20 protein-coding genes are annotated in these 25,042 nt (G+C 42.4%); 12 read left to right on the top strand and 8 right to left on the bottom strand.

What is annotated here, in order from left to right; translation table 11 throughout:
- Complete coding sequence (locus O3603_RS06215) at positions 1-1,038, bottom strand: hypothetical protein (RefSeq protein WP_371521531.1); 1,038 nt, start codon at positions 1,036-1,038, stop codon at positions 1-3.
- A gap of 426 nt (positions 1,039-1,464) precedes the next feature.
- Between O3603_RS06215 and O3603_RS06210 the strand changes: the two genes are divergently transcribed.
- The 9 genes from O3603_RS06210 (at position 1,465) to O3603_RS06170 (ending at position 15,227) form a co-directional block, all read left to right on the top strand.
- Positions 1,465-2,211, top strand: coding sequence for a cell division ATP-binding protein FtsE (locus tag O3603_RS06210; protein WP_009434993.1), 747 nt, complete (start codon positions 1,465-1,467; stop codon positions 2,209-2,211).
- Positions 2,212-2,256: 45 nt separating this feature from the next.
- Positions 2,257-3,573 (top strand): aspartate kinase, encoded by a 1,317-nt coding sequence (locus tag O3603_RS06205; RefSeq protein WP_371521529.1) that lies wholly within the window; start codon positions 2,257-2,259, stop codon positions 3,571-3,573.
- Between the two features lie 128 nt (positions 3,574-3,701).
- Positions 3,702-4,859, top strand: a complete 1,158-nt coding sequence (gene lysA, locus O3603_RS06200) for a diaminopimelate decarboxylase (protein WP_371521527.1) — start codon at positions 3,702-3,704, stop codon at positions 4,857-4,859.
- Positions 4,860-4,879: 20 nt separating this feature from the next.
- Entirely contained in the window at positions 4,880-6,085 is a 1,206-nt protein-coding gene (locus tag O3603_RS06195; protein ID WP_371521525.1) for a glycosyltransferase, read from the top strand.
- On the top strand, positions 6,086-7,243 hold the full coding sequence (locus O3603_RS06190; protein ID WP_371521523.1) for a glycosyltransferase: 1,158 nt from the start codon (positions 6,086-6,088) through the stop codon (positions 7,241-7,243).
- A 61-nt stretch (positions 7,244-7,304) separates the two neighbouring features.
- The gene (locus O3603_RS06185; RefSeq protein WP_371521521.1) at positions 7,305-9,317 is read left to right on the top strand and encodes a fructose-1,6-bisphosphatase; all 2,013 of its coding nucleotides are present in this window, start codon (positions 7,305-7,307) and stop codon (positions 9,315-9,317) included.
- 388 nt (positions 9,318-9,705) lie between these two features.
- A complete protein-coding gene (locus tag O3603_RS06180) occupies positions 9,706-12,882 on the top strand; it encodes a hypothetical protein (protein WP_371521519.1) in 3,177 nt (1,058 codons plus the stop codon).
- A 155-nt stretch (positions 12,883-13,037) separates the two neighbouring features.
- Entirely contained in the window at positions 13,038-13,829 is a 792-nt protein-coding gene (locus O3603_RS06175) for a phosphatase PAP2 family protein (RefSeq protein WP_371521517.1), read from the top strand.
- Positions 13,830-14,036: 207 nt separating this feature from the next.
- The gene (locus tag O3603_RS06170) at positions 14,037-15,227 is read left to right on the top strand and encodes an AGE family epimerase/isomerase (RefSeq protein ID WP_371521515.1); all 1,191 of its coding nucleotides are present in this window, start codon (positions 14,037-14,039) and stop codon (positions 15,225-15,227) included.
- A gap of 426 nt (positions 15,228-15,653) precedes the next feature.
- Here the strand turns inward: O3603_RS06170 and O3603_RS06165 are convergent, their stop codons facing one another.
- Complete coding sequence (locus tag O3603_RS06165; RefSeq protein ID WP_288952306.1) at positions 15,654-15,899, bottom strand: hypothetical protein; 246 nt, start codon at positions 15,897-15,899, stop codon at positions 15,654-15,656.
- 55 nt (positions 15,900-15,954) lie between these two features.
- Entirely contained in the window at positions 15,955-16,488 is a 534-nt protein-coding gene (locus O3603_RS06160) for an NUDIX hydrolase (protein ID WP_371521575.1), read from the bottom strand.
- Positions 16,489-17,376: 888 nt separating this feature from the next.
- On the opposite strand from O3603_RS06160, the gene rplU reads away from it, so the two are divergent.
- Entirely contained in the window at positions 17,377-17,694 is a 318-nt protein-coding gene (gene rplU, locus O3603_RS06155) for a 50S ribosomal protein L21 (protein WP_009434990.1), read from the top strand.
- 16 nt (positions 17,695-17,710) lie between these two features.
- Positions 17,711-18,001: a 50S ribosomal protein L27 gene (gene rpmA / locus O3603_RS06150; RefSeq protein ID WP_004381900.1), complete on the top strand. Its 291-nt coding sequence runs from the start codon at positions 17,711-17,713 to the stop codon at positions 17,999-18,001.
- A gap of 287 nt (positions 18,002-18,288) precedes the next feature.
- On the opposite strand, the gene O3603_RS06145 is transcribed toward rpmA, so the two are convergent.
- From O3603_RS06145 to O3603_RS06125, 5 genes are all read right to left on the bottom strand, one after another.
- Positions 18,289-18,492, bottom strand: a complete 204-nt coding sequence (locus O3603_RS06145; RefSeq protein ID WP_036895293.1) for a hypothetical protein — start codon at positions 18,490-18,492, stop codon at positions 18,289-18,291.
- A 287-nt stretch (positions 18,493-18,779) separates the two neighbouring features.
- Positions 18,780-20,087: a phosphopyruvate hydratase gene (eno, locus tag O3603_RS06140; protein ID WP_009435074.1), complete on the bottom strand. Its 1,308-nt coding sequence runs from the start codon at positions 20,085-20,087 to the stop codon at positions 18,780-18,782.
- A gap of 125 nt (positions 20,088-20,212) precedes the next feature.
- Positions 20,213-20,788, bottom strand: a complete 576-nt coding sequence (locus O3603_RS06135) for a lactate utilization protein C (protein ID WP_371521512.1) — start codon at positions 20,786-20,788, stop codon at positions 20,213-20,215.
- Positions 20,781-22,163, bottom strand: a complete 1,383-nt coding sequence (locus O3603_RS06130; protein ID WP_288952420.1) for a lactate utilization protein B — start codon at positions 22,161-22,163, stop codon at positions 20,781-20,783. Before O3603_RS06130 ends, O3603_RS06135 begins: the two co-directional genes overlap by 8 nt.
- Positions 22,164-22,199: 36 nt before the next feature.
- Positions 22,200-22,931, bottom strand: a complete 732-nt coding sequence (locus O3603_RS06125; protein WP_371521510.1) for a (Fe-S)-binding protein — start codon at positions 22,929-22,931, stop codon at positions 22,200-22,202.
- A gap of 179 nt (positions 22,932-23,110) precedes the next feature.
- Here O3603_RS06125 and O3603_RS06120 point away from each other — a divergent pair, with 179 nt between their 5' ends.
- The gene (locus O3603_RS06120; RefSeq protein ID WP_371521508.1) at positions 23,111-25,018 is read left to right on the top strand and encodes a DNA topoisomerase 3; all 1,908 of its coding nucleotides are present in this window, start codon (positions 23,111-23,113) and stop codon (positions 25,016-25,018) included.
- The last annotated feature ends 24 nt before the right edge of the window (positions 25,019-25,042 follow it).

Here is a 25,042-nt window from a genome sequence, read left to right as displayed (position 1 = left end):
CTACTCAATTACGAACAAAATATTGCGAAACTGCTCCTTAGGAGCTGCCTCATTCGTTAATACTTCGGGGACTTTTACAAGGTTGCGAGCCTGTAGTAAGTCGACAGTATCCCACATTATTTCATGAAAAAGGACGATTGAAGTACGCTTATCATCTATCTTTGTAATCTCTTGAGCACGTGTAATATTATCCTTAACAGCTGAAGTTAAGCTATCAGATAATCGGTGACAAAGAATATTAACAGAGTCTTGCTTCTCTCTATCAATTACTGGTATCTGCAACTTCCCAGTCTCATCAACAATGCCATAAGGCTTTAAATGGTCAATAATAGTTGCATCCTTCAACCCTTCGTTGTCAAGTAGGCATTGTGCTAAAGGCATTAAATCGGCATGTTGCGGAGCGTTTTTTAGACTTGTTCTTGTCCATGTCTCTTGGATAGGTCCATAGCTATTGGTGCCGAATTGAGTTTTCTTTCGTGGCTCACAAAGCACCCACACCATTCCTTTCCAGTCTGCTTTATTATCTAGTTTATATCTATCTGGGGCTATCGCATCCCATGTCAAGCCATCAAGCACATAAGAGAAAGCAATACTAAAAGCGTTATCAGCAAAGTTGCTCTTGCTTAATTCTGTGACAAGTTGTCGATAGTCAGCTTCCGACTTATCCATTACGTTCGTAGCAATTAATCGACTTAGTTGGCGCAATGCAGCGGTTTGTTCCACATCAAAGATGGGCAAGATTGTCTGCCATTTGTCGCCTTCCACCTGCTTAATCATCCCTGCTTTTTGCAAGTACGAGAGCTGCTCATCATTAAAGGATAGCCCTGCCTTGCGCAGACCCTTTGCTGTGTTAGGAGTACGGAGCATATAAAGTAATTGCCAATTATTATCCTTCTTGATATATTCGAAGGGGTGGACAGACTTGAAATCACTGAATGCAACACGTTCACACTGGCTCAGACTGCGCATTGCGTTTTGCCCATAAATAGTCGTTACAGCCACGCTCAACGCAGCTATTAATATCATTTTCAGTTTCATAATCAAATAGTTTGAGTTGCAAAAGTACGTTTTTTATTGTAGACTTCAAAACATATTCATAACTTATTCGCCCTTGTAAGCCCATGAAGAGGGCGTCTCCTTGTGGCGAAGAAAGCCTCTCTTCATGGCAAGGAAACGCCCTCTTTAAATGGAAGAAAGCCTCTCTTCTTTTGTAGATGTGACTATTACGGAAAGCAAACGATAGTTCTATCACTCGTATATGTTAGCTATTCCTCCGCTTTTGGAGAACTTTGATGGGACTTTCAGAGCCTTTGCTCTCATGCTTTCAACCTCATATTTATAACATTTTCACCATTATAAAGATAGGAATCAGAAGTTTTTTACTACCTTTGCAAGAACTTATTGCATCCCTTCTAACGGGGGTATAACAACAAATTCCACATTAATAAACCACAAGGAATAATCATGTTAATAGACTACAAGAAGGCAAACATATACCAAGATGAGCGTCTGATTCTAAAGGATGTGGACTTCCAAGCAGAAGCAGGAGAGTTTATTTACCTTATTGGACGTGTTGGTTCGGGTAAGAGCTCACTGCTAAAAACAATGTACGGAGAGCTTGACATCGATACTTCTGATGCTGAGAAAGCTCACGTATTGGGCGAGTCTGTACTCGACATAAAGCGCAGTCGCATCCCAGCTTTGCGTAGACAGATGGGTATCATATTCCAGGATTTCCAATTACTACACGATCGTACGGTTGCAAAGAACCTAGGATTTGTATTGCAGGCAACGGGTTGGACTGACAAAAAGAAGATTGCTCGACGCATTGAGGAGGTGTTGGCTCAGGTGAACATGATGGACAAGAAGGATAATATGCCTAGTGAGTTATCAGGTGGCGAACAGCAACGTATTGCTATAGCACGCGCCTTACTCAATGAGCCAAAGATTATTATTGCAGACGAGCCGACGGGTAATTTAGACCCAGAAACAGCCGCTAACATTGTTAGCATACTGAAGGCTACATGCCAGGCAGGTACGACGGTCATCATGTCAACGCATAACATCAACCTCTTGAGTCAGTTCCCTGGCAAGGTATATTGCTGTAAGAACGGCGAACTAAGCCTACTTGAAGACAATAACCAAGTACAGGTACTTAATGAAGAGGCGGCTCCGATAGAAGCTATTGGCGAGCCCATAGAAAACGACTAGGCTCTGGAAGGGGCACAACCATACAATAGAAAGATAAGACGAAACATGAAAGTAATGAAATTCGGAGGTACATCTGTTGGCTCACCAGAGCGCATGAAGGGTGTTGCCTCATTAGTAACAAAGTCAGGGGAACCTACTTTTATAGTCCTCTCAGCCATGAGTGGAACCACAAACTCGCTGATTGAGATCTCCGATTACTTATATCGTAAGAACCCAGAGGGGGCTAATGAGGTGATTAATAACCTTGAGCAAAAGTACTTCGGACATATTGATGAACTCTACTCTACCGACGAATACAAACAGAAAACACGCCTGTTCGTAACGGAGATATTCGATTATCTACGCTCTTTCACGAAGGGTCTTTTCACCTCATTTGAGGAGAAGAACATCGTAGCACAGGGTGAGGTATTGTCGACAAACATGGTGGTCAACTACCTACAAGAGCAAGGAGTGAAAGCGACATTACTTTCCGCACTCAACTTCATGCGCACTGATAAGAATGCAGAACCTGACCTCCTTTACATTAAGGAGAAGTTATCTGCTATCATGGAAGAGCATGAAGGCTATCAAATCTACATCACACAAGGATTCATCTGTCGCAATGCTTATGGTGAAGTAGATAATCTCCAGCGTGGCGGTTCGGACTATACAGCATCGCTGATAGGTGCTGCCATCAATGCAGAAGAGATACAAATTTGGACAGACATAGATGGTATGCACAATAATGACCCACGTGTGGTAGATAAGACGGAGGCTGTTCGACAACTCAACTTCGAGGAGGCTTCGGAGCTAGCTTACTTCGGTGCGAAGATCTTACACCCGACATGTGTGCAGCCAGCAAAGTACTCCGGCATACCTGTTCGACTGAAGAATACGATGGAACCAGACGCTGAAGGCACCATAATTAACAACACTCTTGTTAGGAGTAAGATAAAGGCCGTGGCTGCTAAAGATAATATAACTGCCATCAAGATAAAGTCTAGTAGAATGCTAGGAGCATCTGGTTTCCTACGCAAAGTGTTTGAGATCTTTGAGAGTTATCAGACCTCCATTGACATGATAACGACCAGTGAAGTGGGCTTATCTATGACTATTGAGAACTGTAGTCACCTATCAGAAATAGTTGACGAGTTGAAGAAGTATGGTACAGTAAGCGTCGATTCTGATATGTGCATAGTATGTGTAGTGGGTGATCTTGATTGGAGTAATGTAGGCTTCGAGACGCTTGCGACAGATGCAATGAAGGATATTCCGGTACGCATGATCAGCTATGGAGGAAGTAATTATAACATCTCCTTCCTTATAAAAGAGGCTGACAAGAAGCGCGCCCTACAATCCTTATCAAACGTTCTCTTCAATTAACTTTATCCAATAGAGGGCTTATCAAGGATATGAATAATCGCTGATTTGCCCCCTATATAGACTTTATAACGACATAGACACAACCTTGCTTACAGCAAGAAACACATTCTCAATATAACACAAAAGCAATGAAAGAAACATTCCCAACAGATAAATTCAGGAATATAGAGACTCCCTTTTACTATTACGATTGCGATCTTCTGCGCAAGACATTACATGTCATTCAAGAAGAAGCACGTAAGTACGAAGGTTATTTAGTACATTATGCTATCAAAGCAAACGCTAATAAGAAGGTTCTTAACCTAATTAGTCAGACGGGAATAGGTGCAGATTGCGTTAGTGGAGGTGAGATTCAACGCTGCTTGGAGAGTGGTTTTCCTGCAGATAAAGTCGTCTTTGCAGGTGTCGGAAAAGCCGATTGGGAGATCAACTTAGGGCTTGACAACGATATATTCTGCTTTAATGTAGAGAGCAAGGAAGAGCTTGAAATCATCAATGAACTAGCCCAGAAGCGAGGGAAGATAGCGAGTGTCTGCCTTCGAATTAACCCAAATGTAGGGGCACACACACACGCTAATATCACCACAGGACTGGCTGAGAATAAGTTTGGAATAGCCATGCAGGACATGCATTCAACGGTGCTTGCTGCAATGGAGATGACGCATATCAAGTTCATTGGTTTGCACTTTCATATAGGCTCACAGATTATGGAGATGGGAGACTTCCAGGCGCTTTGTGAACGCATCAATGCCATTCAAGATGACCTCAAGGAACGTGGTATTGAGGTCGAGAATATTAATGTTGGAGGTGGCTTAGGGATAGATTATAACGAGCCAGATGAGCACCCAATCCCTGACTTCCAATCGTACTTCAAGACCTTTGCTAAGCACCTCAAGTTGCGCAAAGGACAGAAGGTTCACTTCGAATTAGGGCGTTCCGTCGTTGGTCAAATGGGCTCTTTAATCACACGAACACTCTATGTGAAACAAGGTACAAGTAAGCAGTTTGCCATCGTGGATGCTGGTATGACGGACTTGATAAGACCGGCTCTCTATCAGGCACACCATCGAATAGTAAACCTGTCAAATACCGATGAACTACAGTCGTATGATGTAGTTGGTCCCATCTGTGAGTCTAGTGATGTCTTTGCAAAAGGGGTATCTCTTAACATGGTACATCGCGGTGATCTCATAGCGATAAGGTCGTCAGGAGCTTATGGAGAAATCATGGCTTCACAATATAACTGTAGAAAACTACCTATCGGATATATGTCCGATGAACTTTAAAACAACAATTCTTTAAACGAATGTTTACCATTGATAATACAACAATCATCTTATCAGCAGTATTGCTGGTGATGGCTTTATTAACACCTCTAATTAATCCTTTCTTTCGGAAGGTGCGCACAAGTGCGATAGTAACAGAGCCGACCACTCCACCAGAAGAAGCCAATGAGACGGAGACTTCATCGACTGAGACTACTGTTGAGAACTTCAGTTTGCCTCCCGTGTCGATTGTGTTTACCCCACACGACAATGCTAGCGAACTAGAAAAATACCTTTCCCTCTACTTCAACCAGTCGTATGACAATGACTTTCAAGTTATCGTTGTTGTTCCTCAGGGAGACCATGAAACGAACGATGTACTCAAGCGGTTCGCTGATAATAAACGCCTTTATACAACCTTCATACCCGACTCTTCACGCTATATGAGTCGTAAGAAACTTGCAATAACATTGGGTGTTAAAGCTGCAAAATACCCTTGGGTTGTTATGGCGGATGTATGTTGTTATCCTCAAAGTGACCGATGGTTACAAACGCTGGCACAGCATTGCATGAATGGAAGAGAGCTTGTTGTCGGTTACACCCGATACGAAGATGGCACACCAGACTATAGTCTTTTTGAACGTTACTATGAGGCTCGTTATATCATGCGAGAGTATCAGCACGACCACGCCTACCGCTGTCCTTTCAATGCATTGATGTTCCGCAAGGAGCTATTCTTACGGCAAGAAGGATTCCGAGGAAACCTTAAGTATCTTCGTGGAGAGTTTGATTTCATGGTCAACAAATATGCAAAAGGTAACAACTTAGCCTTTGAGTCTTCCCCAGAGGGTACATTGATTGAGGAAGTTCCAACCGATAAGGTATGGTTAAGCACACACCTCTTTTATATGGAGAATCGCCAGCACTTGGAAGGTTCGGGACGGCATCGTTGTTTGTCAATCATCGACCAGTTGGCTCTTCATGGCAATTACCTTATATTGTTTGTGGCTCTCGCTGTTTCACTCCTTACCCACAACTGGATCATAACAGCAGCCTCTGCACTTGGTTTACTGCTCACTTTAATACTCCGAATGATGATTGGTAAGCGAGCACTCAACCGCTTCGATATTGACATATCAGCATGGAAAGTAATCCCATACGAGCTTGCTATCACATGGAAAAGGCTCGGTTATAAGATCAAATACCGCCGAGCTAATAAGTATGACTTCATCTCTCATAAACTATAAATGCGTATTCTCCATTACATAAACAGCCTAAAAGCAGGCAACTTACTATCCGATTATATCCTACAACTCACTTCCGAGCAAAAGGAATATGCGGAGGTTAAGACCTTAACAAGCACTGACGACTTTCAAAAAGTAGCCGAGAAAGAGAACCCCGACATAATCCACATACATGCTTGTTGGGATTACCTCGCTGCCAAACGGGCGCAATGGGCAGTGAAGAAGGGCTATGCGGTCGTCCTTTCTACACACTGGGGACTGAACGAGCCTATACGTTCTAACGAACAGAGAATACGCAAGTTTATTAAGCAGATGATGTATCAGCAAAAGACTGTACATCAAGTGGATGCAATGCTAGTAACCAATGAGAAAGAGCGTCAAATGGCACTAACTCTAGGTTGGCAAAAGCGTATTGACGTTATTCCGAACAGCCTTTTAAACAGTAGTATATCGGCAAGTGAGATGGCAGAACAAACCATCCTCTATTATAATAAGGTGTTAGACACTCGTTACCAAGTGGCTATGTCTTCAATGGAAAACGATGCTGTATATAGTTTGTTACATGTTGGTCTGGCACGAGAAACCACTCACAACCTCCTTCCGAGCGATCAACTCCTGAATTTAAGGAGCTTAAATCCAGCGCAGTGGAGGCGTATCTTACTCTATTCCGATGATGAGAATATAAGGGAGATCATTGATGATGCCATTAGCAGATTACAGCTAAATGCCCCGAATATAGAGACTAGTACGATTCAACGTTTTGCCCTCGTCCTTCCCAAGGAGCGCAATCCTCTTAATCAAAAGAAGATAGTTGGAACAAAACCTCTTACTCGTCAACGTCTTAATGACAATATTAATAGCGACGAGACCATCGTTAGAACCATTGCAATCATGCTAGCCAATGCACATCAATTAGATAGGAAACAAATCCTTTCCATGCGTCATCTAGCAGATTTATATACGATGATTAAATATAATGACTACGACGAAGACCGCCTTGCAGAGGTGTTACGTCATATGCGCATCTATCGTTTCTCACGTCGTATCATCCAATTATTAGTAGACAAGCTACACCTAGAAGAAGGTTTCCGACCCTTCTCTCCACTTGCAGATAATGGGTTGAAAGCCATCATGAAAAGGAACTTTAAACATAGATACTAATAGGAGTTATCACCAAAGAAAGGCTGATTAACTCCATAACTAATAGAAAGGAGACATTCAAATGACACTTAAACAGTATGATCTAAAGAAGGATGAGCGTTACTTACAACTGCTTTCTAAGTCCTTCCCTACTATTGCTGATGCATCGACAGAGATAATAAACTTGGAGGCAATAGAACATCTTCCAAAAGGTACGGAGCACTTCCTTGCGGATATACATGGCGAGTATCAAGCCTTCCAACACGTGCTAAAGAACGCATCAGGTAATATAAAGAGAAAGGTCAACGAGTTGTTCGGTGACACTCTAAGAAACGCCGAGAAGAGAGAGTTATGCACACTTATCTATTATCCAGAACAGAAGTTAGAACTGGTCAAACATACCGAGAAGGACATCAACGATTGGTACCATATTACGATCTATAGACTCGTGGAAGTATGCCGCGATGTATCGAGTAAGTACACTCGTTCTAAGGTTCGTAAAGCCTTACCAACGGACTTCTCTTATATTATTCAAGAGCTTCTTCACGAACATTCGGACGATAAAGACAAGACCGATTACGTAAGTGCTATCATTCATACGATTGTCACTACGGGACGAGCTGACGATTTCATCATTGCCATCTGTGAGGTTATTCAACGCTTGGTTATCGATCAGTTGCACATCTTAGGGGATGTTTATGACCGTGGACCAGGTGCTCATATCGTCATGGATACGCTCAAACGCTACCATACATGGGACATTACTTGGGGTAATCACGACATCTTATGGATGGGAGCATGCGCTGGTAACGATGCTTGTATATGTAATGTCATTCGTATTGCCTTACGATATGCAAACATGGCAACTATCGAAGATGGCTATGGAATCAACCTCATTCAGTTGGCAACCTTTGCGATGGACATCTATGGAAATGACCCTTGTGAAGAGTTTAAGCCGAAGGTTTCTAAGGACAATCCACTCGATGAACGAAGTATGACCTTGACGTCTCAAATGCATAAAGCCATTAGTGTTATCCAATTCAAACTGGAGTCTCAACTCATCAAGCGACACCCTCTTTGGAAGATGAACGACCGCTGTTTACTGGAGGCAATAGACTATAAGAAGGGTACAATCATCGTCGATGGAAAGGAGTATAAGATGCGTTCTTGCAATTTCCCAACCATTGATCCGAAACATCCTGACCAGTTAACTGATGAGGAGCAAGCCCTCATCGACCGCCTTCACCAGTCATTTACTAGCAGTGAGAAACTACGTTCGCACATTCGTTCTCTACTACGTCATGGCTGCATGTATAACATCGTTAACCACAATCTTCTCTATCATGCTTCTATCCCATTGACGGCTGATGGAAAGCTAAAAGAGGTTGAGATAGGTCCTGGAGAGAAGTTAAAAGGAAAGGAGTTACTCTATCAGACGGGTATGAAGATACGTGCTGCTTTCCAAATGAATAACGATATTCAAACAGCAGAGGAGCACCAAGATGCAATCGACTTCTTCCTTTACTTGTGGTGTGGACCCGATAGTCCGCTCTTCGATAAGTCAAAGATGGCAACCTTCGAACGCTATTTCTTGACCGAAAAAGAGACCCATCACGAGGAGAAGGGATACTATTTCAGTATGCGAGACAATGAACAGATTGCAGACATGATAATGGATGAGTTCGATGTTCCTAAGCCCAACCGCCACATCATCAACGGGCATGTTCCTGTACACGTAGTGAAGGGAGAGAACCCAATTAAGGCCAACGGAAAGTTGATGGTGATTGATGGTGGCTTCTCACAAGCCTATCACAAGGAGACAGGTATTGCTGGTTACACCCTCGTCTATCACTCTCGTGGCTTCCAACTTGTACAACACGAGCCATTCACATCGGCGGAGGATGCAATAAAACGGGGCACTGACATCGTTTCGACTATACAAATCGTAGAGATGAATCAGCACCGCATTCGTGTGCAAGATACCGACAAAGGGTTAGAGTTAAAGATGCAGATTGAAGCGCTGAAGGAACTGCTCTATGCTTATCGCTCAGGCTTCTTGACAGAACAGGAACGCAAGAATCCACCCAAGCTATAGCCTACCACACCCCCTCCCCATCTCTTCCAACAGAAAAGGACAGCCTCCCCTTCCCACTCCTCTATGAATACAGAAGGGAGAAAACAGCAATGTTTACAAACAAAGAGGGCGTTTCTTTATAGCGAAGAGAGGCTTTCTTCACATCAAAGGAACGCCCTTCTCCAATCGAGAAGGGCGTTTCCTTTTATCCTAAGATTTGTAACCTCTTTTACACTTTACCATGATCTCATATCTTAATGACATTGTCCACTCCCCTATTTATTTGGCAAGGAGGACGGGAAAGTGCGCTCTCCATTCTCTAAAATAATGTTTGTTTATACAAACAAATAGCATAAACTGATAGATTTAAAGATATAAATAAGTATCTTTGCGGTCAAACTTTTGAATAATGACGACAAACGATAAGCATACTAAACGGGGTCGACTATTCATTACTTGGCTCTGTTCTCTCTTTCTAATTGCCGTTACGGGATGTGAAGAAACAACCACAACACGCTCTTTATCAGAGCAAGAATACCATTACGATGGCTCTCTCTCAACACTATCAGTAGACAAGCAAGGATACTGGATAGGGACTGAGAGTGGGTTATTATGGCATGTTGACGGACAAAATAAAACCCGCTATTATACGGGCTTAGACCGCATATACAATGTTGAACGTAACCTTGAACACCCTAATCAATTATGGATTGCAGCCCGAAATGCTGGTTTGCAATTATGGAACATAGCCCAAGATTCGTTGATTCATCAGGCTACTTTCCAGCTACCAAACAAACTGGATAAATATTCGCCTTATGATATTGAACAGGTAAAAGGGACTATTTATCTTGCAACATCGCAGGGGCTTTATTCCACTCCAGCCTCAAACACGCCAAAGGAGTTGGTTCCTATTTATCCAAAGAGTAATAAGAAAACCGAACAGGGGGTAATGCCTTTCTTGGTCAACAACCTCTGTCATGCTGGAGAGAAGTGGCTCTTCGCTGCAACGCAAGCAGGAATTGTCTCTCTGGACTTAGTATCTAATAAGGTGAACGTACGCCACAAAGGGGAATACATACGACACATTGAAGTTTATGATAACAAGCTCTATGCGCTTGCAGATGGTAAACTATTGATAGAGGAACTTGATAGACGAGGTGAGAAACAATATCCTCTCCCGCAAGCAGTACTTACTTTCTATAAAGTTGGGCGTACCTTTTACTTCATCACATTGTCAAGTGTGTTGCTTTCAGACAATCTTTCACACTTTATCAGTGCTCCCTTACACCATGAGATACCCAATAATCCACACGAGATAGCCATTCCTGATGATGGTAAAGGTTTCTCTCTGCTTTTAGGAAAGCATGCGGTATGGCGTATCCCACACCATCTTGGCATCTTCAGTACCAATGCGCCTATTGTTGCAGCATGTAAGGCAGGTGATAGTTACTTATATCTGAATGACAAACGGGAGCTCTTCCGCCAACAACGGAACGAAAAGGAGGCTACAAAGATATACGACTTTGAGGAAGGCGAACAGCCTAGAGAGATGAGAGCCTTGGGTAATGACATTTACTACTACAACTCAAATAACCAGTTGTGCAGGCTTACTGCAGATAAAAGTTACCTATTCAACCAACTCTTCGCAAGCCCGAAAGTACTCATGCAACCCACAACTCGCATTACAGCAATGGAACTGCAAGCAACCAAGGGACAGGTGTTGTTAGGAGTGCAAGACTATATGCTCTCCATTGACATGGCTTCCGGTAAGGCAGATACAATCAAGTCGATGCGTGGAAAATACATCACTTCGTTTTATCATTCGGCGTCAAAAGCGAACGAGATATACATCACCACATTGAATAATGGAGTATTCTATGGAGATGGGCAGACATTCCGTCCACTCCAGAGCACCATCAATAAGAGCTTTATGAATGGGGTTCTCACAAACAAGAAGTACCCAAATCGCATCCTTACCCTTACTAATCACCAGATAGAGATACAAGGTCTTGACTCGTTACAGATAGATGGTTGCAACCGAATGTACAGCATTAACGATAGTATCCTCTATGCTATTCCCGAGGCAGGTATTCGTAAGTTCATCATCAAACAAGGGCGAAAAATAGTGGACTGTGGTACATTCTATGATGATATACACTTCAATTCGCAAGCCGGATTCGTACAGAATCAAACCTTATATATTGGTTCTGACCTTGGAGTGATGGCACTTCAAGCAGGAAAAGAAACAGCAGGACGATGGATAAACTTCAATGATAAGGTGCCTAATCCACGCCTAATATTGCTCATAGCATTGGCTGTATTCCTCCTTATTAGTATGGTTGTCATTAGCTATCTCAAGCAGAAACACACGGAGAAGATACAACTACAACTAGGGAAAGAGGACCTCCTTCGCAGGCTCTCAACCCTTAATTCTATCCGTAACCGACTATCAGCAGGAGAACAAAAGGACATTGATAACATTTATCAAGAGATTAATTTGATTGGGAGTAAATCGCAAGACATGAAGGCTGCAGGTAAACAGTTTTCATCTGTATCAGCACGTATCTCACGCATTAATCGTGATACGGCATTGCAGATGGTGAAGTATTTGAACGAGCAAATAGAGCGTATCCATGAGGTAAATATATATGAAAGTAAGATCATATTACAGGCTTCGCAAGAGGCGAAACAATCGGATAATATTGAGCTAATCATACAACAATGTGAGAAGAACGAAGCGTGGCTTAACGAGATAGAAGATCTGCATGATCTATTGCACAAACTGCGTCGCTCGACAGAAGGAACACTAGTGCTAAAGGGCTTAAATGATGGTATGAAAGAGGCAATCAGCCATGTATCAGAGTTATATCAACAACGTCCTCTTACAGAATTACACGATAAGCTCCAAACTTTAAAGGGGCAATATGAGCGACTCTTTAGTACTGAAGGGCTCGCTATCATTCGTCAGTATATCGACACAAACATTGCTTACTTGAAGCAAGAGGAGGATTATCAGCATGTAAGTCAAGCTCTGTCTAAAGAATTAGAAGGTATTAAACAAGCGATAGAAGATTATGACAGAATAGACTTACTACGCACTTTGCAGATCATAGACTACCGCATTGCACAGGTGAAACAACTGAAGGCACTGCAACGACTCATGCACCACTTCGTCACAGTACACGATAACATCATACATGAGAATGAGTCAAGACGAATGAAGAAGTTTGATTCTAAGCTCTTTGCAGATATAGACTCTGCAACGCGAGACATCACTGATCGGATTAAAGCACTATCCGCTTTCTTCTTCGATAGTATGATGAAGACAGATGGAAGAGTGTGTGAGGATCTCTTCCACTTCACCTCTGCTAGCAGTCAGCAAGTGCGTGTGCTCATCCTCTTACTCGCAATTCCTAAGGTGAAGCGAACGCTCCTGCCAGGTATGCTAGGTATATATGGTAACCTCAACCCTGTTGTTAGTAGGCTTTATCACAGCAAGATTGGGGACAACAGAAAGGCGCTCACTGACTATTGCAAGCAGAATCCTTCAAGTATAGTACACTATATTTTAAAGTTGTCTGAATAGACAAGTAGTTTGAGAACCAGTGCCTTATAATAGTTGCATTAGCTTATTTATAAGAAATAAACTGATGCAACTTTTTTTATACCAGCATTCCTCCTACCTTTGCAGGAACAATATGATTCAATCTTATTAATAAACCTTTTTAAATTAAAAACCAAATGACAAAGAAAGCTCTCATCGTTGGTTTCGTTGCAATGTTATCGTTGTCAACATTCGCACAGACGGTATCTACTAAGATTAAAGATGCACGTACTAAACCCGACCTCTACTTCCTTCAGGACGGTCAACAGGCTAGTTCGCTCGACTTGCTACCACCTCCTCCACAGCTAGGAAGCATTCAGTTCTTATATGATGAAGCTCAATACCAATGGGGAAAGATGCAACGTGACACGCCAAGAGGCGACCAGGCGGCTGCAGATGCACGTGTTGGTGGTGACGGAGTGCCTAATGCTTTCTCTGAAGCATTCGGTGTTAAGATAAGCAAGGAGACCACTCCTGAGATTTACAAGCTCATTCTGAATATGCGTGAGGACGCTGGTGACTTAGCTACTCGTGGTGCTAAAGACCACTACATGCGTGTTCGTCCGTTTGCATTCTACAAGGAGATGACTTGCAATCCAGAGCAGCAACAGGAGCTATCCACCAATGGTTCTTATCCTTCTGGTCACACCGCTATTGGCTGGGCAACGGCACTTGTATTGGCAGAAATCAATGTCGACCGACAGAATGAGATATTAGAACGTGGCTACCAGATGGGACAGAGCCGTGTTATCTGTGGTTACCACTGGCAGAGCGACGTGGATGCTGCACGCATAATCAGCGCAGCCATCGTGGCACGTTTGCATGCCGACCCTGCATTCCAAGCACAGCTAGCAAAGGCAAAGAAGGAGTTTTCGAAGCTACAAAAGGATGGGAAGGTAGCTAAGAGTACCTTCAAAGCAGCCAACTAAACCGAGGATAACAACAACACAAACAACCTAATAATATCAAAGACAATGAAGAGAATAAACTTTATCGGCAATTGTTTGGGAGATTAACAAATAAGTTTTACTTTTGTCGGTGCGTGTAGATAAGGATGCAAGGCGGCAGAGATTCACGAACATATCATCTATCACATACACCTAAAGACCAAGTAAACAGACACTATAAAACAAATTATGAATAAGAAAGAATACGTGCGTTCATGGGCTGAAAGCTACAAGAACGACTTGACAAACAACATCATGCCATTCTGGTTGGAACATGGTTGGGATAAAGAGAATGGCGGTATTTATACATGTCTTAACCGTGATGGTTCGTTGATGGATACCACTAAGTCGGTGTGGTTCCAAGGGCGATGGGCATTCATCTGCGCCTTTGCCTATAACAATGTAGAGAAGAATCAAGAGTGGTTAGAGGCGTCGAAATCGGCTATCGACTTCATTGAGAAGTATTGTTTCGACCAAGATGGTCACATGTACTTCGAGGTTTCTGCCACTGGTCAACCTATACGCAAACGCCGTTATGTATTCTCTGAAACCTTCGCAGCTATAGCCTTTGCAGAATACTCAAAGGCAACGGGCGACCGCCATTATGCCGAACGTGCATTGCAAGTATTCCATGACGCACAACGCTTTCTGGCTACTCTAGGATTCCTCCCAGCCAAGTATGAAAAGGGTGTGGAGGCGCAGAGTCATTCGATTATCATGATTCTCATTAATGTTGGCTCACGCCTTCGAGAAGTAATTGACGACCCTACTCTCACCGAGCAGATAGATAAGTCAATCGCACTATTGCGCCAGTACTTCATGCACCCAGAGTTTAAGGCACTCCTTGAAACCGTTGGCATGAATGGAGAGTTTATAGATACTAATGCAGGGCGAATCATCAATCCAGGTCATTGCATTGAGACGGCATGGTTCATCATGGAGGAGGCTAAGCTGCGCAAGTGGGACAAGTCACTCCTTGACACAGCCCTGACCATATTCGACTGGTCGTGGGATTGGGGATGGGATAAGCTCTATGGTGGTATTATCAACTTCCGCGATTGCCGCAACTTACCTGCACAGGACTATTCACAAGATATGAAGTTCTGGTGGCCGCAATGCGAGACAATCATTGCCTCGCTCTATGCTTACCTCGGTACGGGTGATGAAGAGTACCTCTATCGGCACCAGCGAATCAGTGAGTGGACATACGCTCACTTCCCAGATAAGGATTACCCAGAATGGTACGGATACCTCCATCGTGATGGTACGGTAGCCCAACCAGCCAAAGGAAATATATTTAAAGGGCCGTTCCATATCCCTCGTATGATGATTAAAGGCTATATGCTCTGTCAGGAGATCTTACAGAAGATGGAGGAATAAAGCCCCTATCACTCCGCTTAAAGCATAAGCAGGGAAAGCGAGATACGCACGTATTGCATTTCGTTTTCCCTGCTTTTCTTTTGCTTACAAGCGTGTTCTGTATTACTTTACTACGTGTTCTGCATTGTTTTGATGCGTGTTTTGCATTGCTTTGATACGTATATTATTTAATTATCTAAGCGTGATAATACTTTATCACGCTTAGATAATATAAAAACATACGTGCTCTGTAAATACGAAAAGCGCACTAAATGAAAACAGATTACGTACAAAAGGAATACAAAAACGGCAAGTAAGCGCAGGCAGATGGGCAATGAAAAGAGGATTAGAGATAGCTGTCACAATTTCATACAATAGAATGTGTCAAACGAAAAAGAGGGTATGTGCCTATTGACACATACCCTCTTCACCTTATTATATATGTATTTACTCGAAACTACTAAGATATTTTATCGCCTCTTGCATATCGGATGCAAAGGTGCTATGGGTCAGCAAGAACCCTTCCCTACCGGATGCTAGTTTGTCATAGAGTTCCTTATTCATCGAGTCAACATACGAACTAATGGCATACTCTATATCGTCCTTTTGCCGTTCACTATGCGAGAATGCATACACTTGATACTTCTGATGAAAGAAGCAATAAGCCGCATCTATACTGTCTTTTGTTATCATATTACATTACTTTTTACCTATCTATTCATACGCTGTAGCGTGTTCATTAACATGCTCAAGCATACATTGAAAAGAATTTCCAAAGCGGTGCGACCATCAGTGCTTGTATGAATTTCCCTTGCACAAGCATATCCTTAACTTCCGCTTTCGTGCGTAAGAAAACCTCTATATCTTCGGTCTCATCCAAATGTTGCAGGCTTGTCTTCTTCACCCCACGAGCATAGAAACAGTGGCAGAGATTATCCATCACGCCAGGGTTAGGGGCGATTGTCATAATTTCTTGCCACTCGCCACCGGTGTAACCCGTCTCTTCCTCCAGTTCCCGTTGTGCAGCGTGCAAGGGTTCCTCACCTGCTTCAATCACACCAGCACAGATCTCGGTTGAGACAACACCCAGCCCATGACGATACTGACGTTCTAATATAATGTCGCCTTCCTCGGTCTCTGCAATAACATTGATCCACGACGGATAAGAGAGCACATAATATTCATCATAAATCTTGCCATTCGGGAGTTCCACCGTGTCGCAACGCGCCTTCAGCCAAGGGCGATTGATGAGTTGCTTTGAAGAAAGCGTATGCCATACCATTTCTTTATCGTTCCGTGCCCCACCGTGTCGCAACGCGCCTTCAACCAAGGGCGATTGATGAGTTGCTTTGAAGAAAGCGTATGCCATACCATTTCTTTATCGTTCCGTGCCATATTATCATTCATTTAATTGATTGTCATTCGTTATACACCAACAAAGGTAAAGGATTACACTTGAATAAGCAAATATATACTCGCAAAGTAATAAGCACATAACACCTATTCCGTGCAACATATACGCCTTGAACGAAAACATTTCGTGTTTATTGACAACTTATTCATCTTTTATACCTATCTTTGTACACGAGCTAACAAAAAGGATACAATCCTATCAATCACAGAATACTAACCCCATCACCTGTAGTGAAGCTAATTAATTATGGAGGAATACAACTATGAAAAGAAAACGTAAGATGCACAATGAACGTGAGTTTGAACTTGATAATATCTATCAAGATGATGAACGTCAGCTTGACATTCTAGATGATCTGCCTTTTGAAAGGCTCAATAGATAAAAGGATAGGCTGTATTAAAAGACTGAACATGGATACCTAATACTGGGGCAATAGCTCTTGTCGATAAGATACAGCCTCCTTCCTAACTCACTGACCACAATTATACATTGCTGGAACAGAGCTTAACTTTCTCCCACCCGACAATGATAAGTCGCAGAACTTGTCATTAATATTACTATTGTCACGCATCAACACCACTAAGCAATATTAATCAACTAATTATTGTTAACGAACTAACATTTATCATAAGGAGCTGTCACGTATAATACAAAAAATTACTAACTTTGCAACCGATTATGCCGTATTGGGCTCAGAACAAGTGCTGGATAGATGCTCAGCCGCCCATCGGTACAAACCCGTTTTACAATATAAACATGTACGCAATTGTAGAAATTAACGGTCAACAGTTTAAGGCAGAGGAGGGCAAGAAGCTCTTCGTAAACCACATCAAAGATGCGGAAGAAGGTAAAGCTGTTGAGTTTGACAAGGTCCTGTTAGTAGATAATAACGGATCTATCACAGTAGGTGCACCAACTGTAGAAGGTGCAAAGGTAGTAGCTGAGGTTGTAGCTCCTCTAGTAAAGGGCGACAAGGTTATCGTCTTCAAGATGAAGCGTCGCAAGGACTACAGAAAGAAGAATGGTCATCGTACCCACTTCACTCAGGTAGAAATTAAATCAATTAACGCTTAAAAAGGAGGACTTAAGAATGGCACATAAAAAAGGTGTAGGTAGTTCTAAGAACGGTCGCGAATCAGCTTCAAAGCGTTTAGGTGTTAAGATCTGGGGTGGTCAGAAAATCATAGCTGGTAACATCATTGTACGCCAGCGTGGTAACAAGCACTACCCAGGTGAGAATGTCGCACAGGGTAAGGACGACACATTGTATGCTCTTGCAGACGGTGTTGTTTACTTCCACAAGGGCAAGTACAATAAGAGTACTGTATCTGTTCTTTCAGAGGAAGTTTACGCTGCAAAGACTGTAAAGCCTGAAGCTTAAGCGAGAAACAAAACAACTATTCCAAACAAACAACATAATCCCAGCTCCATTAGGAGACTGGGATTTATGCGTTTAAAGGGGTAGACAAATTAGGGAGTTGATGGGTAAACGAGTGATTGGGGAATGATTTGAAGAGGGTAATAGTTTATGTATTGATAGTTTATCTGTGGATAAACTGACGGGGTATTGATCGACTAATGAAGATGTTCAAAGTAAATAGACCATGAGATAAAAGATCGGAGAACAATAACTACTAGGTTCTCCTTTAACAACATCCATTAAGCTAATCAATAGTCCCAAACCTTTGCTGCGAGCTTTACATACTCCACCTTTCCCTCAATATAATCAGCAAAGTACTCAACTGCTGGTACACCATCTGGTAAAGCGCACGAACCACAACGCCCACAAGAAGGAGCCTTACAATGATAACGATCTTGTATAAACTCGAGACGTTCCTCTCTATCCGAATATTCTATTTGTGGTGCCATCATCTTATTTCAAATGTTTTGATTCAATATAAATTATTTCATAACTAGGTATACAAAGTTACCATTTTCCAGCCATAAAAACAAGCTTTTAACGTATCAAATATGCTATAATACCATCACAAAGCAATAATCATATCATCATCTAAACTATAAGATCGCACATATCCATACTTCTTTTATATCATAAAGTATGGCTCACTATAATTCAAATATCCAATACCAGAAAAGGACTACCCCAATGGGATAGTCCTTAATTATAATGTAGTTCCCCCCTTAATAGGAGCAAGAACTTACTTCAACTTTGTATAACCATACTTAGCGCAAGCACCGAGTTCCTCCTCAATACGGATGAGCTGGTTGTACTTAGCCATACGGTCTGTACGAGACATAGAACCTGTCTTAATCTGACCAGAGTTTGTTGCAACAGCGATGTCAGCGATAGTTGTATCCTCAGTCTCACCTGAACGGTGTGAAGTTACAGTTGTGTAACCATGACGATGAGCCATCTCAATAGCCTCAAGTGTCTCTGTCAATGAACCAATCTGGTTAACCTTAATGAGGATAGAGTTAGCTGCGCCCATCTTAATACCCTTCTCGAGGAACTTAACGTTAGTAACGAACAAGTCATCACCAACAAGCTGGCAACGATCGCCAATAGCTGATGTTAGCTTAACCCAGTTCTCCCAGTCGTTCTCATCAAGACCATCCTCAATAGAGTCGATAGGATACTTTGTAATCAAATGCTCTAGATAAGCAATCTGCTCATCTGCGGTCAACTTCTTGCCATTAGGATCCTTTGGCATACCATTCTTGAGCTGACGATAGTCATAGAACCACTTACCACCCTCGCATACAGCGAACTCAGAAGCAGCACAGTCCATAGCAATCTTAACATCCTTACCTGGCTCGTAACCTGCATCCTTGATAGCCTGAATGATTGAATCGAGTGCATCCTCGATACCATCGAACTTAGGAGCGAAACCACCTTCATCACCTACTGCAGTAGAGAGACCACGCTTCTTCAACAACTTAGCAAGTGCGTGGAATACCTCAGCACCCATACGGATACCTTCTTTCTCTGTAGGAGCACCAACAGGACGAATCATGAACTCCTGGAAAGCGATAGGTGCATCAGAGTGAGCACCACCATTGATGATATTCATCATAGGTACTGGCAATACATAAGTATTAGCACCACCAATGTAACGATACAATGGGATGTTCAATGCCTTAGCAGCTGTCTGAGCGACTGCCAAAGAAACACCAAGGATAGCGTTAGCACCGAGCTTGCTCTTAGTTGGAGTACCGTCGAGTTCGAGCATCTTGTAGTCAATAGCACGCTGATTGAGTACGCAATCACCTTTCAATGCTGGAGCAATAAGGTTGTTTACGTTTTCAACAGCCTTGAGGACGCCCTTACCCAAGAAACGATTCTTATCGCCATCACGGAGTTCAAGAGCCTCGTTCTCACCAGTAGAAGCACCAGATGGAACACTTGCACGACCCATTACACCATTTTCGAGGGTTACCTCAACCTCAACTGTAGGATTGCCACGTGAATCAAGAATCTCGCGAGCATGTACTTTTTCAATCTTCATAACTTATTTTGTTTATTAAAACTGTTATATTTTATATTCTTCTCTACGGAATGCAAAGTTAATAAAAAAAGTTGGAAACGTATTGCACCAACCTTTTATATTTATGTTTTTGACATAATTAACGTTTAATCTATAATTATGACAGTAACACCTCTTGCTGCCTGAGCACCCATAACGAGCGCTTGTTCTATATCTGCTGTCTTACTCGGCCCTGATATAAAGCATCCATAACCATAGTCGGTCATGTGTATCTTCTTATAGGCTTCGTGCATATTGTTAACGATTTTATCACGATGAACAAGTATAACGAGGTTCTCGGAGATGAAGCAAACAACTCTCTCCTTCATAGTTTGAGGAACCCATACACACCCATTCTCTGCCACGGCAATATCACCTTCAATAATACCGACATCTGTTCCATTGAGATCTTGTGCCTCAGAAACTATATCGGGATTAATATCAGCCTTTACTCCATCTACATTTGATGCTAACACCTCTGCTACTGGATAAGCCTTACGGATGAGTTCGTTAATATCATCATCAGCCTTTGCCTCGATGACTTCACTCCCCACATTACGACTCATATCAATAAATTGCTGTACAACATCTTGATACTTAATTCCTTCAACAGGGGTTTCTGGCAGATCAAACTGATGTATGGTATTACGACGCAGTTTGCTTAATAGTTCTTCCTTATTCATGCTTCAATTCCTTCATTGCTTGCTTAAAGATAACGTGGAAAGGCTTCTTGGCAAATTGTGGCATAGTATGTCCAATGCTCCAAGGATTCAGTTTTATATCCATCAACGACTTAGGTATGTGGTTGGCAACTGACGAATTACGCAATAAGGCATCATAGACATGATAATTCTCATAAACAGCCTTCATTCCCTCTGCCATCACCTTCTTTTCCTTATTCTCTGTACCATATTTCTCTAGACTCTGGCGCCAACGATAAATCTGACTACCTGGAGAAACCTTCGCCGGGCACACACAATCACAACTCAAACACAATGAACATGCAGACACGTTACCGCTGTGTTTCTTTGGACTCTTCAGCATACCGAGGTTGACACCAATAGGTCCAGGAATGAAATAACTATATGAATACCCCCCCGAACGACGATAGACAGGACAGGTGTTCATACATGCACCACAACGAATACACTTCAACGTCTCCCAGTGTTCATTATTGGAAACAATGTCACTACGTCCATTATCTACCAAGATAACATGCATCTCTCCGCCTGGACGAGGCTTACGAAATTGAGAAGTAAAAGCCGTAGATGGCTGACCAGTACCACTACGAGCTAATAATCGTTGAAATACTGCTAAAGCATCATAATCAGGGATGACTTTCTCAATACCCATGGCTACAATATGCAATTTAGGCACCGATGTTGACATATCAGCATTACCCTCATTGGTGCAGACAACACAATCTCCTGTTGAAGCAACACCAAAGTTACAACCTGTCAAACCTGCATCAGCATCCATAAAGTCCTCTCGGAGATCTTCACGTGCGCATCGTGTAAGATAAGCGGGATCGTGGTTTCCCTTTTCATGAGATATTCCTTTTTCCTCAAACATCTCACCCACCTCATCACGTGTCAAGTGAATTGCAGGCATAACGATGTGTGCTGGCTTTAAATGCATTAGTTGAAGAATACGCTCACCAAGGTCTGATTCAACCACATTGATACCTCTTTCTATGAGATAAGGGTTCATCTCACATTCCTCGGTAAGCATTGATTTCGATTTAACGAGCTTCTTAACTTTATGAGACTTCAGTATCTCATAAACCATCTCATTAAACTCTTGTGCATCTTTTGCAAAGTGAACGATAACGCCATTACGCTCTAAACTATTAGAGAATTGCTCTAGATAGTCAGCTAAATGGCTTGCTGTGTGTTCTTTAATACGACTAGCATGTTCGCGTAAGTCCTCCCATTCGGGTAATGCAGCAGCTGCGGCATCTCGCTTCTGACGCACCGACCAAAACGTACGATCGTGTTGCTCAACCTTCTTAGGGTCTTTCAGAAACTCTTTAGCTCTCTTTGAATGGTATGTTGTCATAACTTAGTTACCCTTATATAACCTTATTTATATATATCAAAAACCAGCAGCTAAAATCTCAGCTACGTGCATAAACTTAATAGGATAATGATTCTTTGCAGCCACCCCTTGCATGTGCATCAAACAGGAACTATCAGAGCCAGTGATAAATTCAGCCCCTGTTTCCATGTGACGTTTCACCTTGTCATTACCCATAGCAGCACTGACACGTGGCTCTTCTATTGCAAACATACCACCAAAGCCACAACATTCATCTTTGCGATCAGGCTCTTTTATAGTGATACCTTCCTTGAGTCTCAATAAATCAATTATCTTATTAAAAGGCTTCTCTTGTATTTCTGAAGGTGCACTCAATCCTAACTCCCGCACACCATGACAGGAGTTATGTACTGAAACAACATGAGGAAAACTCCCCGGGAGTTCCTTCACCTTCAAAACATCATGCAGGAACTCTACAAGTTCCATTGTCTTTTTAGGGGTCTGACACTCATGGTCAAGTATTTGTGGGTAATTTACACGCACGAAAGCAGCACAAGACACGCTCGGCGTTACCACATAATCAAAGTCTTTAAACTTATCCTCAAACCGCTCAGCAAGGTGACCTGACATGCGCTGAAAGCCACCATTTGCCATAGGTTGCCCACAACAAGTCTGCCGTTCGGGATAGACTACATCTAAGTGAAGCTTTCGCAAAAGCTTATAAGTTGCTACGCCAACATGTGGATAGAGTGCATCGACGTAACATGGAATAAAGAGTCCAACTCTCATAAATTTATATTCTCTTGTTCGTTTCTATGCTACAAATTTAGATAAAATAACTTAGATAGGAAAAGAAAAACGCAAAAAAACATAGCTAAAGATACTTGTTTAATTCTCCTGTAGAATATTTTTCATAACTTTGCAGGGGTGAAAGAGAGGTTTAAGAAGCGTAGAGTAAAAAAGAATACATGAAAGTTTGCATAGCAGAGAAACCTAGTGTTGCAAAAGATATTGCCCGTATCCTTGGCGCAAATAGTGCGCACACAGGATATATGGAGGGGAATGGATATCAGGTAACATGGACTTTTGGCCACCTTTGTGAGCTAAAAGAACCGCGCGATTATACCCTCAACTGGAAACACTGGAGTCTTGGTTCGTTACCAATGATACCTTCTCGCTTTGGTATCAAACTAATAGAAGACGAAGGTATCAAACGTCAATTCGACATCATCAAGAAACTATTTCAAGCTGCAGATGAGATTATTAATTGTGGTGATGCTGGTCAGGAAGGTGAATTGATACAGCGTTGGGTCATGCAGAAGGCTGGTGCAAAATGCCCTGTTAGGCGTCTTTGGATATCCTCCATGACCGATGAAGCTATCCGAGAAGGCTTTGCTAATCTAAGAGATGAGGCTCAATACAAGCCACTCTACCTTGCTGGACTTTCAAGAGCGATTGGTGATTGGCTCTTGGGAATGAATGCTACACGCCTTTATACACTCAAGTATGGCAGGAATTCATACGGGAAAGGACAAATACTATCCATCGGGAGAGTGCAAACTCCTACCCTTGCACTCATCGTGAAACGCCAGGAAGAGATTGACAACTTCAAGCCTGAGCCTTATTGGGTACTCGCAACCATCTATCGAGACACACAATTTACGGCTACAAAGGGGAAGTTTACATCTAAAGAAGAGGGAGAAAAGGCTTTCTCAACCATTGAAGGAAAACCTTTTACTATCACCAATGTCACTAAAAAGAAGGGTACAGAACAACCCAAACAACTCTATGATCTCACGTCATTGCAGGTGGATTGTAACCGAAAATATGGTTATTCGGCTGAAATGACGCTGAACACAATCCAGAGTTTATATGAAAGAAAGCTCACAACTTACCCTCGCGTTGATACCCAATATCTATCGGATGACATCTATCCAAAGTGCCCGCAAACCATGAACGGACTTTTCCAAACAACGTTTGCAGGCAAGCGACCTTATGCCGAGTTGGTTAAGACATTAGGAGGGAAACCACTTCCGAAGTCGAAACGTGTGTTTGATTCTTCAAAGGTAACTGATCACCACGCCATCATCCCAACAGGTATTCCCCCACAGGGACTGACAGATGTTGAACGAAATGTGTATGATCTCATTGCGAGAAGATTCATCGCAGCCTTCTATCCTGATTGTAAATTTGCTACGACAACGGTGTTGGGTGAAGTGGATAAGATTGAATTTAAGGTTTCAGGAAAGGAGATTCTAGATAAAGGATGGCGTGTAGTGATGGAAGTATCCAACCCGCAGTTCACTCTCAAAGGAGGGGAAACAGAACAGCAAGAGGCACTAGGCAAGGATAATCAAGAGGCTAGTTCTTATCTTCCAACATTTGTTAAAGGGGAATCAGGCACACACACACCGACCCTTACAGAGAAACAAACAACACCACCAAAGCACTACACAGAAGCATCATTATTGCGTGCCATGGAAACAGCTGGTAAGTTAGTTGAGGATGAGACATTGCGTGCTGCCATGAAAGAAAATGGTATAGGGCGACCTTCTTCACGTGCAGGAATCATAGAGACACTATTTCGAAGACATTATATTCAGCGTAAACGCAAGAACATTGAGGCTACTCAAACGGGGATTGCACTCATCAACACAATTCATGAAAAGCTCCTGACATCAGCTGAATTGACAGGTATTTGGGAGAAGAAGTTGCGTGATATTGAGGCAAAAAAATATGATGCTGCGCAGTTTATCAACGAATTAAAGGAGCAAATCAACAACATTGTTAATGATGTCTTAGCCGATAACTCTAACCGAAAGATTGGAGTGATAGAACCGCCCCAAACCCCTCCAAGAGAAGGAGATGCAACTTGACGCAGTGTTAGAGAGGCTTTCTTT

Origin of the sequence: Prevotella sp. 20925_1_30, from assembly GCF_041433025.1 — a bacterium.
Taxonomy (GTDB): domain Bacteria; phylum Bacteroidota; class Bacteroidia; order Bacteroidales; family Bacteroidaceae; genus Prevotella; species Prevotella vespertina.
The sequence above is the reverse complement of the archived record's forward strand: the minus strand, read 5'-3'. Positions and strand labels throughout refer to the sequence as shown.